This is a genomic window from Mycobacterium sp. TH-M11 (assembly GCF_057473725.1).
Window position 1 is genome coordinate 1 of record NZ_JBYCLD010000549.1, and the last position, 13360, is coordinate 13360.

11 protein-coding genes and 1 pseudogene are annotated in these 13360 nt (G+C 64.4%); all 12 read right to left on the bottom strand.

Annotated features, from left to right (window positions below; translation table 11 throughout):
• Window positions 1-61: 61 nt before the first annotated feature.
• On the bottom strand, window positions 62-610 hold the full coding sequence (locus AC2VOG_RS20690) for a mammalian cell entry protein (protein WP_486941690.1): 549 nt from the start codon (window positions 608-610) through the stop codon (window positions 62-64).
• Window positions 607-1572, bottom strand: a complete 966-nt coding sequence (locus tag AC2VOG_RS20695) for an RDD family protein (RefSeq protein ID WP_486941691.1) — start codon at window positions 1570-1572, stop codon at window positions 607-609. The genes AC2VOG_RS20690 and AC2VOG_RS20695 overlap by 4 nt, the downstream gene beginning before the upstream one ends.
• Window positions 1569-2249 (bottom strand): Mce protein, encoded by a 681-nt coding sequence (locus tag AC2VOG_RS20700; protein WP_095580420.1) that lies wholly within the window; start codon window positions 2247-2249, stop codon window positions 1569-1571. The genes AC2VOG_RS20695 and AC2VOG_RS20700 overlap by 4 nt, the downstream gene beginning before the upstream one ends.
• Complete coding sequence (locus AC2VOG_RS20705; protein ID WP_486941692.1) at window positions 2219-3769, bottom strand: MCE family protein; 1551 nt, start codon at window positions 3767-3769, stop codon at window positions 2219-2221. The genes AC2VOG_RS20700 and AC2VOG_RS20705 overlap by 31 nt, the downstream gene beginning before the upstream one ends.
• A gap of 2 nt (window positions 3770-3771) precedes the next feature.
• Window positions 3772-4944 (bottom strand): virulence factor Mce family protein, encoded by a 1173-nt coding sequence (locus tag AC2VOG_RS20710; protein ID WP_486941693.1) that lies wholly within the window; start codon window positions 4942-4944, stop codon window positions 3772-3774.
• A complete protein-coding gene (locus AC2VOG_RS20715) occupies window positions 4941-6506 on the bottom strand; it encodes a virulence factor Mce family protein (RefSeq protein WP_486941694.1) in 1566 nt (521 codons plus the stop codon). The genes AC2VOG_RS20710 and AC2VOG_RS20715 overlap by 4 nt, the downstream gene beginning before the upstream one ends.
• Window positions 6503-7978, bottom strand: a complete 1476-nt coding sequence (locus tag AC2VOG_RS20720; RefSeq protein ID WP_486941695.1) for an MCE family protein — start codon at window positions 7976-7978, stop codon at window positions 6503-6505. Before AC2VOG_RS20720 ends, AC2VOG_RS20715 begins: the two co-directional genes overlap by 4 nt.
• Window positions 7975-9015 (bottom strand): MCE family protein, encoded by a 1041-nt coding sequence (locus AC2VOG_RS20725; RefSeq protein ID WP_486941696.1) that lies wholly within the window; start codon window positions 9013-9015, stop codon window positions 7975-7977. The genes AC2VOG_RS20720 and AC2VOG_RS20725 overlap by 4 nt, the downstream gene beginning before the upstream one ends.
• On the bottom strand, window positions 9012-10229 hold the full coding sequence (locus tag AC2VOG_RS20730; RefSeq protein ID WP_486941697.1) for an MCE family protein: 1218 nt from the start codon (window positions 10227-10229) through the stop codon (window positions 9012-9014). Before AC2VOG_RS20730 ends, AC2VOG_RS20725 begins: the two co-directional genes overlap by 4 nt.
• Window positions 10230-10234: 5 nt before the next feature.
• Window positions 10235-11002: an ABC transporter permease gene (locus tag AC2VOG_RS20735; protein WP_411710656.1), complete on the bottom strand. Its 768-nt coding sequence runs from the start codon at window positions 11000-11002 to the stop codon at window positions 10235-10237.
• Window positions 11003-11105: 103 nt separating this feature from the next.
• On the bottom strand, window positions 11106-11843 hold the full coding sequence (locus tag AC2VOG_RS20740) for an MlaE family ABC transporter permease (RefSeq protein WP_486941698.1): 738 nt from the start codon (window positions 11841-11843) through the stop codon (window positions 11106-11108).
• 1332 nt (window positions 11844-13175) lie between these two features.
• Window positions 13176-13360: pseudogene (locus AC2VOG_RS20745) on the bottom strand (hypothetical protein); the annotation flags it as partial.

Below are 13360 nucleotides of genomic sequence, written 5' to 3' on the forward strand. Positions count from 1 at the left end.
ACCAGGGTCACCCCCGCCCACGCGATCGGGAGGGTTCGTGCGCCTCGTGGTTTGTGGCCGTTCATAGCATCGGGATGAGGTTGCTGATTTTCCACCGCTCCCCTTCTTGTTTGGCTGTTACCACCCATCGGTTTCCTCTTTCCAGGACCACTTTTCCGTCGGCGGATTTGGACGTGAATTTCGTGACCACCAGCACGTCGATGCTGCCGTCGTCATTGCATCGCGCGACCCCGGCATCTAGGACACTGCCGCTCGCTGGTTCACTTTTGGCCACTTGGATGAGGATCTGATTCTGGTTGTCCCGGTACTGCTGAGCGAAGTCGCCGGTCGCCTGAGCCAAGATGCGGTCGGTGTAATCGTTGGCGTGCAACGGGTCCGGTGAGGTGAACTCGGTCATGAACGACTGCACGTAGCCCAGCGCCGCTGCCCGTTTGATCGTTGCGCGCCATTGTTTTTCGTGCTCAATCAGCACCAGTGTGCACACCGTGATCGCTACAGCGCCCACCGCCACACACAGTGCGGCCCCCAAGGGCAGGCCCCAGCGTCGTCGCGGCGGCGGGACCCCGAACAGCTGGGTGGCGCCGGGTTCGAATTTGCGTCGCGGACTCACGGTTTCACTTGCGCCATCTGTGATTTCGCCACGACGGTAAGGTCGTCGACCTCCCACCCAGATGATCGCGGCTTGACGAAGCTGACCCGCACCGACGCGGTGAGGTACCGCTGCTCAGGCGGCGCCCCCCGTTCCCCTTGCAAGAACATCAGCATCCTGACCTGAGTGGGTGTCGCGTTCAGCACCGCACTGTTGGTCACCCAGTACTCGTTGCGCACCGGCCCGGCCTTTTGCACCGCCTGCTGCTGGGCCACCAGCCGCCCACGGTAATGGTCGGTGGCCAGCGAGCGGGCGCGGTCGAAGTCGCCCTGGATGGTCTCGGGATGGTAGCTCAGCAGCTGTTCGACCATGTGCGGGCCCTGCTTGCTGATCTGGGCGCAGGCCTCCGTGATGGACTGATCGCGCTGGTGCACAACGTCATAGCTGATCGCCGCGCCGCCCGAGCACACCGCCGCGGCGGTCAGCATCACCGCGGCGGTCAGCCGCCGCAGCCCGCGCCGCGGTCCGCGCGACCAGCTGAGGTGCACCTGGGTGCCCGAGAGCATGTCGGCGAAGGTGCGCCCACGGGAATCCCATAACGGCCAACACCACCCCGCGCCAAGCGCGGCGGTGTCGAGCAGGTGCGCCAGGTCGCGCGCCAACAGCCGCCCCGGCCCGGCAACCTCACCGGTGCTGCGCACCACCGTGATACCGCACACCGCCCGCCCGAGACTTTGCCCACGCCACACCAACCGATTGCAGGCGGTCAACACCACCGCGGACGCGCCTATGACCACACCTGCCCGCCACCACCCATCCCCGCTGGGCATCGACAGCGCCATCAGCACCGCGGTGACCGCCACCATTAGGGCTGGCAGGGTGTCGAGGGCCAACGCGCCGGCGCGTGCCGCCCACCCCGCCACGGCCGCGCTGGACTCGGGGCTCGCTGTGAGAGTGTTCGCCTTAGCGGCGGTGACGGTCATTTGCCGACCTGGTTGAGTTCGGCGATTTTGAATTGCCCGTCTTCGGGCACCATCGTGACCCGCATCCGGTAAGTGTTTTCCCGCTCAGCGGTCCCGGCTTGGGACACTTTGGTGCGAAACGCCACCAACACCACCACCGAACCGTCGGCGTTGTCGCGTTCGACCGCCGCGCGCATGTCCGGCACCGCCACACGCACGTTCACCGTCTGATACGCCTCCGCCAAAACCACCCCGTACCAGGCGATCTGGGCGCCGAACCCGCGGGTGGAGCATTCGTTGAGCTTGCGCTGGCTGGCCGGCAGCGCCGCGGTGTCGGACGGCTGGGTTGCCGCCACACACTCCTTGGCGGCCGCGACGGCGGCCGCGTTGGCCCGGGTGATCGCTAGGTTTTCCTCGTGGGCGCGCAGCGCGAAATAACCACCCGTCGCGAGACCGGCGGCCAGCACGAGCAGTGCCACCACGATCGCGCCCTGCCATCGCTTGTTCAGCCGCGACACGCCACGGGGCCCACCGTGGCCGCCGTCGTCGGTGATGACGTCGCAGGTGTCGGCGCGGGCCCGGCTGTCGGACATCGCGACGGCGGTGTTCGGGCTTGCGGCATCACCAGAGGCGGCCACCCCCGCGGAGTCGGGGGCGTGCGGTGTGGTCAGCCGGTGGGCCCCAGCATCTGCTTCCATCCCTCGTCTCCTGTGTCGCTGGAGTTATGCACGGTGTAGCGCACCCCGTCGGGTCCGGTGATCTGGCTGCTCTGGGTGCCCAGGGTGGCGCTCGGCAGCCCGGCCGGGGTGTAGCTGCAGGGGTTCGGTTGCTGTCCGTTGCACTGCACCGTCCCCGAGCCCGGTCGCGACGGCGCGTCGCTCACCGGCGGAGGTGTTCCCGACACCTGATCAGCAGGCGCAGGATTCAGTCCCGTGTCGATCGTCGGGGCGGGCATCAGCAAGCCCGGCTTGACGGGCTGGTCGCAACGCGCTGCCGGCGCGGGACACGTCAGTATCTGGTTGGGATCGCCGTACCAAGGATTGGTGCCTTCCGGAACGTAAGGCTTGTTACTGCGGCAATCCTGCGGCGAGGCAGCCCGCTTGCCGGGGGCGTCGATGCACGGAATGTTGCGGGCCCCACGCACCGCGTTGGTGGGGGTGTCCTGCGCGATCTTGCAGTAGGTGTTCGCGGGCAGCGGCGCAATGTTGGTATCGGCCGGTGATCGCCACTGCGGAGCCGGAACGAAGCCGGTCATGCACGGCGGGGGCTGATTGATCGACAGGCCGAGGTCGATGTTGGCTTCGCCAGGAAACGCCAGCGTGGTCGTTTGGGCGACGGAGCTGACTTGGGGCAGCAGGGTCAAGACCTGTTCGAGTCCCTTGTGGTACCGCAGCGCAAGGCCGGTCACCACTTCAAGATTCGCTAGCATCTGGGGCAGGGACTCACGCACGCCGCCCAGTACACCGTTAGCGGCGTCCAACGTAGGAGCAGCCTCGGAGAGCGCGGCCCTCAGCTCCGGATCCTGTTGTGCGGTCTGGGTGGCCACGACGTCGAGGTTGTGCACCCACTGCCTGATCTCGGCACCGGAGTCGGCTTGGCTGTCGAGCACGGGGCCGGCACGGGCGACGATGTCGTCGACGTTGGACATGTTGCCCTCCAAGTCACCGCTGAGGCCTTGGATCGAATCGACGAGCCTGTGCAACGCCGGACCGAGCCCGCCGACCGCGCGCGCCGTCTCGTCGAGCAAGGAGGCGATCTTTCCCTTCGGTAAGGCCGCCAGGCTGCGATTCAGGGTGTCAAGCGCCGCGCCGATGTCCTCGGGCACAGTGCCTTTGGTGATGGTCTGTCCCGGCGACAAGAAACTGCCGGTCGGTTTTTTCGACACCAGGTCCAGGTACTGTTCACCCACCGCGGAGACCGAATGCACGTTGGCGGTGGCATCAACCGGAATCTTGTATTGGCTGGCGATACTCATGGTCACCTCGACACCAGTCTTGGTCGGCTTCACAGAGGTGACCTTGCCGATCGTGGCGCCGCGGTAGGTGACATTGGCGGTCCGGTACAGGCCCCCGGAGGTCGGCAAGTTCGCATTCAGGGTGTATTGCCCTATACCGGCCAGGGTCGGCAGGCGCAGGTAATAGCCGCCGAGGACCACCGCTGTGACCGCCGTCAATATCGCGAACACGATGAGTTGCTTCCGCACAAACCGGGTGACCATGCTTACTGGCCCCTCTCCACCAGTGGTCCGCCGGGCGCGTTGTTCGGATTCGGCGTAAACCGCACGTCGGGGATCATGGTCGCCGGGTCACGTCCCCACGATTGCTCGAGCGCCCGGAGCGCCCCACCAAAGCGGGTATCGGTCAGCAGCCCGTTGTCGAGCGCGCTCATCGTAAGGTCGACGTCGAGCGACACGTTGATGTAGTCGCCACGGAAAGTCTTCGGGACCGCGTCGATGTCGAAGGGAGCGGTGAGGGCCACCTTGAGCGCGGGGATCAAATATGGCGCGGCCCTGACCAGTTGATCGAACGGCCGCTGTAGCGAGATCAGGTCGCGATGCAGACCCGCCCGCGACGGCTTGATCGTCTTCTGTGTGACATCACTGAATCGGCCTAACGATTCGACCGCTTCTATCACCCGGCCTCGCGAATCCGTCAGGTACTTGACCAACGGCGGCAGTTCGGTCAGGGCCCGGTTCAACGTGTCGTTGTGGGCAGCCGCCATGGCCAGTAGCCGATCGGCGGAGTCGATGGCGTGCGTGATGTCACCGATCTGCTCGTCAAGTTTGGCGGTGAAGGTGTCGAGCTTGTCCAGCAGCGCATGGATCTGGTCGGCACGCCCATTGACGATGCTGTAAACCTCGTTCTGGATGACCTCGAGGTTTGCGACACCGCCGCCGCGCAGCAAGGTGGCGATGCTGGCTAGGGTTTGTTCAGTCGTCGGGAAGGCCGACGAATTCTTCAACGCGATGGTATCGCCACCGGCCAGCGTCTCGGGCGAAGGGTTGCTCGGCGGGGCGGCCAGTTCGACGTGCTGGGTGCCCAGCAGGCTGGTCTGGCCGATCTTGGCGGTCGCATTCTTCGGCAGCCGCACATTGTTCTGGAGGTCGACGGTCAACGTCGCGATCCAGTTCTTGAGGCGAATCGCACGCACCTGGCCCACATAGACGTCGGCGACCATGACCTTACTGTTAGGGGTGAGCCCGAGGGTATCGGGCATCTGCACGTAAACGGTGTAGGAGCCGTGGCCAGTACCCGGACCGCCGGGGATCGGCACGTTGGCGATGCCACGCCACTGCGCGCACGAGCTGAGTGAAACCGCGCATGCCAGCGCGGCCAGGCAGCGCCGGGCACCTCGTGAGATACGCGGGCCTGCGCCGCGGGACCGGGCGTTCACTGCCCACGTCCAGATCTCAGGTCGGCGGATGCCGGCGCCGCCGGTACGGGTGCGACCGGGCCGGGGACCACGTCGGGTCCCGGGGCCGGGGGCGGACCCGGTTGCGGATACCAGGGGGGCGGCAGCGGGCTGGACTCGTTGTAGGCGTCAGCCGGCCCGGGCTGATGTTGGCCCGGTGCAGGGGGCGGTGCATCAGCGCCGCCCATCAGCTCGGTTAGTGACTCCGGCGTCATCAGCCGTTCGGTCGCCGGCTGCACCTGCACGCCCTGCATGCCGGGCGCCGCCACCCACCCGGGCGGATTGTTGGCGCGGGTGAAAGGCGAGTCCACGGAGAAAATCCCGGGCACGGTGGTGTCTTTGAAGCCGGGTGGGGGCTGCAGCCGAGGCTCGGAGTACGCCACCTCTTTGGGCAGCGTCTCGGCGGTGCTGAACGGCATCAGGCCGAACGGCAAGTAGTTGAACTTCATAGCGTCGAGGACGGGCGTCAGGTACTGGGCGCACATTTCGGCCGAGTCCTGATACCCGAGTCGGCTGGAAGCCTGGATCGCGCTGCAGATGAAGTTCAGCGGGTTGGCGAAATTGGTGATCGCGGGAATGATGGTCAGCGCGCCGTGGCTGGGGTGATACGTATTGTTTGAGTTTGCTGCAAATGTCGGGAACACGTGCAGGAACGTCTCGAGCGCGTTCGCGGTGTCCGGCTGGACCAGCGGCGTCGTCGCCTCGGACAGGTTGTTGACGTCGTGAGTCAGCGTCTGTCCGTTGCGGTCCAGGAATTTGTGCAATACGGGCAGAAGGCTGTGCAGCTGCTTGACCGCGTCGGCGACCTCGTGGTCATTGGGAGCCAAAGCGGACGTGATCTGCGCCAGGTTCCCGTTCAACGATGTCAACTGCTGCTCGTTGATCTTCAACGCGGTCAAGAAGGTTGCCAAACCCTTTACGACAGCGAATGTTTCGCCTCGGCTATCATTGATCGCAGTCAGCGCCGTCGAGAGGCTGTTCAGTGAGTTGTTGATCTGGTCGCCTTTGCCGGCCAGCCCGTCGGCCAGCGATTCGAGAGCATCACCCAACGGCCCCTTCGGCTCCTCGGGTGTCGGACCGAGCCCGGAGACCGCCTTGCTGATGCTGTCCCGCAGGTCATCCCACTCGGCCGGTACCTGCGTGCGCTCGATCGGAATCACCGCGTGATCGAGCAGCTCCGCCCCGCCGGTGTAGGGCGGCTCCAACTGGATGTTGCGGGAAGCGACGAGGCTCGGGTTGAGGATTACCGCCGAGGCGTTGGCGGGCACCTTGTACTTGCTCTGGTAGTGGAACGTGACCTTCATCTTGTCGCCCGCCGGTTCGACCTTGTCCACCGAACCGACCTGCACGCCCATGATCGCGACCTCGTCGCCTGGATAGAGCGCGTTGGCCTGTTGGAAGTACGCGACCACCGTGTTGGTCGTGAACTTGCGGTATAACACGAAGCCGCCGTAACCACCGGTCACGGCGATCGCCACCGTCACCGCAACGACGACGGTCCTGCGGGTCAGCCGGGGCCGGTGGACGTTGCTCAGGGCGCTCACCGGTTACCGCCTCCGTTCTGATCGGGTGACTCCGCGGGCGCCGGCGAGGCCTGGGGGCCCGGCGCCACCGGCATCGCGCGGGCGCCCGGCGGGGCGTTCGGCGGCAGCGGCACCGGGGTGCCCGGCAATTTCGGCACTGGCGCACCGGGCAATCCGGCGATCGGGATGCCGGGCGACGGCGGCAGCCCGTCGGGTTTGGGTGCCGACGTTTGGACATCCACAGGCGAGGGGAAGGTGCCACCGCCGAACGGACCGACATCAAGACCCGAGCAGGGCAGTGGGTTTCCGGGACGCGGCAGCCCGTCGGCCGGCGGAGTGTAGGAGCAGGGTGACCCGGGCGGAACCGCCGGGCCAGGGTGATCCGGCGTGCCCTCCAGCACCGGGGGCGCCGGGGGCGGCGCCCCGTTGGGCAACCGGGTGCCGTTGGGATCTGGCCATTGGAAAGCCGGCAGCCCGGCACTACGCCAGAAGTTCTCCGGATCGATGCCGCGCTTTTTGAACGCGGCGTCCAACCACGGCTGCATGACTTGGTACGGCAGGAGATTGAAGATCGCCGCCTTGACGTACGGCCCCGACGAGACGATCTCGGACAGCGACGCGACAAACTTACCGAGCTGGCTGACCGTGCTGACCAGATCGTCCTTGCGCCTGACCAGGACGTCACTGACCTTACCGACTTGCTCCAGCACCGAGGAGAGATTTGGGTTGTCGTTCAGCAGCCCCTGGACCTGGGTCGTGACCGCCTTGACGTTGCCCAGAAGCGCATCGACGGCCTCGGCGCGCTGGTTGATAGCGGACAGTAGCGCTTGCGCGTTGACCAGCAATCGGTTGACCTGGTCGCCGTGGATGCCGAGCACGCCGGCGACCTTGCTGGTCTCGCCGAGCAGGTGTTGCACCCGCTCGTCGCGCTTGCCCACGGTGTCGGCGAACCGCCGCAGCCCGTCGAGGGTGGCGCTCAGGTTCGGGTAGGTCTGGTTGACGGTGTCCGACAGCACGTGCAGCGATTCTTTGATCGTGTTGATGTCCCATCCCGCAGCATCTTTGGTGGCGTCTCGGAACGCGTCATAGATCTGGTAGGGCGTCGTGGTTTGGCGCAGAGGCACAACCCCGCTGGGTCGCAGCGTTTGTGTGCCGCGCGGCTCGATCTCGAGGACCTTGCGCCCCAGGATCGTGTCGGTGCGGATCGCCAGCCGGCTTTGCGTACCGATGGTGTTGTCCCCCAGAGTGAAACGAACCACCACATGACCCGTCGTGATCTTGATCTCCTGCACCTTCCCGACGTCCATGCCGGTGATGCGGACTTTGTCTCCTGCGTGCAGGGCACCGGAGTCGGCGAACTCGCCGTAGTAGTGAGGCTCGGCGAACAGCATCGGGACGCTGGTGAAACTTTGGCCCACGCCAGTGGCCAGCACCGTCAGAGTAATAGCGAAAATCCCTATCTTGACCCGATTTTCGGGCTCGAGGACTCTCATTGCGGTGTGCACCTTCCAGTGGGCTGCTGGGTGAGCCGGACCTTACGGACCGGGCCACCGGGCTGCAGGCCATTGAGCGTGAGCGTGATGTCGCACAGGTAGAGGTTGATGAAGTCGCCATAGGTGCCCGCGCTGCGCCCCAATAGCGTCAGCGCAGTCGGGAGGCGATGCAGTAGGTCGTCAAGCTGGGGTGCTTGATCGACGACGGGCTGCAAAGTCGCTTGCGCCGCAGCGATGTTCCTCTTCAGCACCGGCCGATCCTCGGCCAAGAGCCCAGCCAGCTCCCCGCTCGCGTTGCTCAGGTTCTCCACGCTGTCCGCGAGTGGATTGGCATGATCGTTCAGCCCCGTGATCAGCTTCTCGAGGTTGATCACCGTCGAGTCAGCTTCACCGGCCTTCTTGACGATGCTGTCGAGGACCGTGTTGAGATTCTTCACCACGTCACCGATCGCCTCGTCCCGGTCGGCCAGCGCCGAAGTCAGCTGCGTTGTCTGCTCGAGGATGTCATTGATGGTGCCACCCTGGCCCTGGAACACCGTGACGATCGCCGACGCGATCGTGTTCACCTTCGTACTGTCGAGCGCGCGAAACACCGGCCGGAATCCGCCAATCAGCGCATCGAGATCCAGTGCCGGCTGGGTGCGGGCCAACGGAATCAGCGCACCTGGGGACAGCATGCGGTCTGTGCCGTCACTATCGCCGCGCTTGAGCTCCAGGTAACGCTCACCGATCAGGTTGGCGTAACGAATGTGCGCGGTCGTCGACTGATAGAGCGGCAGCGAGCGGTCGACCGCGAACTCGACTCGCACCCGACGACCGCTGTCTACCAGCCTGAGCTTTTTGACCTTGCCAACTTCCACTCCCGAGGCGCGGACGAACTGACCCTGGCGCAATCCACTGGCCGAGGAGAAGTCGGCGACGTACCCGACGGTGTCGTCGAATCGCAGCTGCCCGAAGATCACCACGGTGATCCCGGCGAAAACGATTAGAACCAACGAAGATACGGCGAGCTTGATGGTCGTGGAAGTGGTTTTCATGGGTTGATCGTGTTCTCCCCGATCTGGCGACCCCACACGTATTCGGTCGCCCATGGGGTACCGATCGCGAAGTGGTTGTAGGGGGCGACGCTGGCGCCAGTGTCCATCTGCAGAATCGGTGCGGGCCAAAGATCTCGAGTGATCTTCTGCCAGCAGCCCGGTGCGCCGCCCGGCCCGCCCCTGGCGTTGACCCTGGGCAGGTTGTCGGGAAAGACATACGGGTTTGTTCCACCCACGATTGCGGTGTGGACCCGCAACGAATAGCGGTTACCCAAACCCTCGGATGCCGCGACAGCCGGTTCGACGTCTGCGGCGTTGCGGATCGCGCAGAACAGCTCGGGACTGTACGTGTCGAGCAGTTCGGTAGTCGGGACCAGTTCGTTGGCTACCTGTCCCAGGTGCTTCCCGCCGGCCCCGAGCACGTCGGTTCCGGTGTGTGCGAACCCAATAGCCGCTAACAGCGTCGCGTCCAGATCCTTCTGTTGTTTGTTCAGAGTCTGCGCGGTGGTCGACACATTGGCCAGGAACTGCCAGAGATCCGGCGACGCATCGCCAACGATGTCCAAGACGCGGGCAAGCTGCGCAACGTCGTGGTGGAGCTGATCCATGCGGGGGTTGACGTTGTCCAGGAACTTGTTGCCATTGACCAGCGCGGTACCGAATTTGTCGCCCAATCCCGAAAGGGCGTCGGCGGCACCGCTGAGCGTCAGGTTCAGCTTGATCGGGTCCACGGTCTTGGCGAGCGATGTCAAAGTCTCGAACACCGTGTTGATCTCGGTTGTCACTGATCTGGTGTCGATCACGTCGGAGCTGGTGATCGGGGCACCAGGATGTTTCGGCGAACTCAATGCCACGTACTTGCCGCCGAACACCGTGGTCGACTTGATGGCGGCGACCACGTTGGCCGGGATCAGCGGAACATACTCAGGAGACACATCCAGAACGAACTTCGCCGCCGGCTTGCCGTCGCGCTGGATCTCGCTGATGCTCGCCACCTCGCCGATGCCGACCCCATTGAACGTGACCTTGGATCCGGCTCCGATCAGCAAGCCGGCCCGGTCCGCCACCATCGTTAACGATTGCTTGGGCGTGAAGCCGCCGCGGAACTGCACGAAAACCACAAGGACGACAAGCGTTATCACTGCAAACCCAACGGCACCGGCCGCCTTGTACGGCGGGTTGCGGGGCGTGTTCTCCGTTACAGACATGGTCATGGCGGCTACAGGGTGAGGTTGAAGTTGGGGTCGACGCCGTAGAGCGCCAACGATGCGAGCATCGCCACGGCCACGACCGCGGCTAGTGAGAAGCGCATTGATCGGCCGACGGCCTCGCCGACACCGACCGGCCCGCCGCTGGCCGAGTAGCCGTAGTAGCAGTGGGTGGTCATCACGATCAGCGCAATGACGACGGCCTCGGCGAACGACCAAAAAACGTCTTCGGGACGGAGGAAGGTCTGGAAGTAGTGGTTGTAGGTGCCGCTCGACTGCCCGTAGATCACCGTGGTGACCAACTGCGGCGAGAAGAAGGCCATCACCATCGCCAGACCGTAGAGCGGCAGGATCACGACGATCGCGGCGATGATTCTCGTCGAGGCCAGGAAAGCGATCGAGTTGACACCCATAACCTCCAACGCGTCGATCTCTTCGCTGATGCGCATCGAACCCAACTCGGCGGTGGCGCCGGCGCCGACCGTGGCCGCCAGCGCGATGCCGGCGACAACGGGTGCGGCGATACGCACGTTGACGAGCGCAGCGAAAAAGCCCGTGAAGACGCCTACTCCGATGTCGCCGAGCGAAGCGAATCCCTGGATCGCGACGAGCGATGCGCCGGACAATGTCACGAATGCGACGATCGCGACGGTGCCGCCCACGACCGCCAGCGCCCCTGTGCCCATGCCGATCTGAGCGATCAGCCGCAGAGTTTCGGCCCGGTATCGGCGCATCGTGAGCCCCATATGGGCGATGCACGACGCGGTGAATAACACCATCCGCCCGAAGGCGTTCATTGCGCGGACGGGACTGCCGGCATATCGGTCGACGCCGGAGATTGTCCGCGGGAAGCGGGCGCGCACGACGGTGATAGTCGACATGTCAGCGCCCCGATCCGAAGCGCACGCCGATCGTGGTGAGGACGACGTTGACCGCGAATAGCGCTATCACACAGAGGACTACGGTTTCGTTGACGGCGACACCGACTCCCTTTGCACCACCCGAAACGGTCAACCCGCGGTAGCAGCCCACCAAGCCGGCGATCAGTCCGAACGAGATCGCCTTGACCGTCGCGATTATCACCTCCGGAAGCCCGGTCACTAGGGTCACTGTTGAAAGGAATGCGCCACCCGAAACGTGTTGCAGATAAACGCTGAAGGTGAAACTGCCGACCAGGCCGACGATGATCACCAAGCTGTTCAGCAATCCGGCGACGAAAGTTGCGGCGAGCACGCGCGGCAACACCAGCCTGCGGATCGGATCGATGCCCATTACTTCCAAGGCGTCGATCTCTTCCCTGATCGTGCGCGCTCCCAGGTCAGCACAGATCGCGGTGGATCCTGTGCCAGCCACCACCAAAACCGTTGTCAGCGGCCCCAGTTGGGTGACTGCGCCGAGCGCCGCGCCTGCTCCCGAGATGTCGGCCGCACCGAACTCGCCCAGCAAGACGTTCAACGTAAACGTCAGCAACACGGTCAACGGAATCGCGGCCATAATCGTCGGCAGGATCGTGACGCGAAGGAGGAACCAACACTGCACAATCAGTTCGCCCCCGTGCAGCGGCCACCGAAACAGCGCTTTGCCGGTGAGCGAACACATCCGAGCGAAGCCGCCGACCATGGCCAGCGGACCCCTCACCTGGCTACCGACCAGGTTGCCGAAGTCCGTCAAGGCCGTCATCGCTACCCCTTCACGAGGTTGAGACCGGGTCCCTTGTCGCGTTCGCGCCATCGCGCGCAACGCCCGAAACCCAAATCCCTATAGGTTTGTGGCGGCAACTATGCCATCGGGGTAATGACTGCGTCGCAACCGTTCCGCAATGGGGAACGGCTGTGGCGAAACGGTGGATCTGGCGCTGGGTCTGACATGCCGAAGTGTGAGCTTTGCAGATAAGGACGGACGGCGTCGGAGTCACTTCGAGCGCAGCGCTACCAGGTGGATCAACGGCAGCTCGCTGAATAATTGCTGGCCTAAGGCCAACGGCCGGATGTTGAGCTAAAGGCGGCCGAAGTGGCGCTCACCAAGAATGTGCTGGAAACGCACTGGACTACGAAATACCGAGCATCTCAGCTATGAAGAGCGCGTCGCGGTTGGACGCGGCAGCGGCAACTCTTGGAATGCTGCTCGGAGTCCGCGGAGCCAAACGCGGCCGACACCGCCCGTAACGTATCCGTCGCGGTGCGGCCCCTGAATCGGATTGTGGTGCGCCGGGCCACGAGCACCACGATATTGCTTGCGGGCCAAAGGAAATGATTTGCTAACGACCGTGTGCCGGCCTCTCGATGAAACTTGTAGGTACTGCGCAACACCGTTCCGAATTCGCTTTGGTCTCCGGAGGGTATTGCGTCCCGGCGCGACCTCGCCGGTCACCGGATCCGTTCTTCGCTCCGGCGACAACGGCGGCGGTACCTTGACTCGGTTGGTTTGTTCACCAACCGGATCCAGATGCTCGAAGCGGCGAGCCACTTGAGGGTTCTTCTGATTCGACGGCACCTCGACCGCCCACCGGAACCAGAACCAGCGCCACAACGCCAAGTCGCCGAAGGAGCGCTCATACGCAAACGGCAACGAGCCGTCAACGCCCTCGGTATCGCTACCCAGGGCCGCTTGCTCTAACACGTGATTAACAACGAAAGCAACAACTTACGCAGAACACTTGACAGGCCCGATCTGAGGCCTTTCGTCCACGAATAGCACCGCTACGGACGCGAGCGGGACCAGGGTAGAGCCTGACGACGTTATAGACATTCTCAACGAACAGCGCATCTTTGGACGGCTCGACGTCATCGACCTGGCGCGGCGCCCACCCCAAACGCGCACCACATCAGCCCTATCCTCGGCCTGCTCGGCGCTCACTGACGCCGGCCGACCCGGACGAGGACGTGAAGCACGCCCCGCCACCGTGTTTCGGCGCGGAACATCTCTGCGACTGCAAAATGCTGGTGCGCTACGTTAGCGAGCGATAGACAGCAGCGCGATAGTCCGTAGCGAGGCGACGGTGTGGGACAGAAGACCCTTCACCACGAGTTTGTGCATAGCAATCTGACCGAGCACCGTACCGCCGCGCTTGCTGAAGAAGCCGACTGGCAGCAGCCCGCCGGCTTTCATCTTCAACTGGGACACGTCGAGGATCTGGT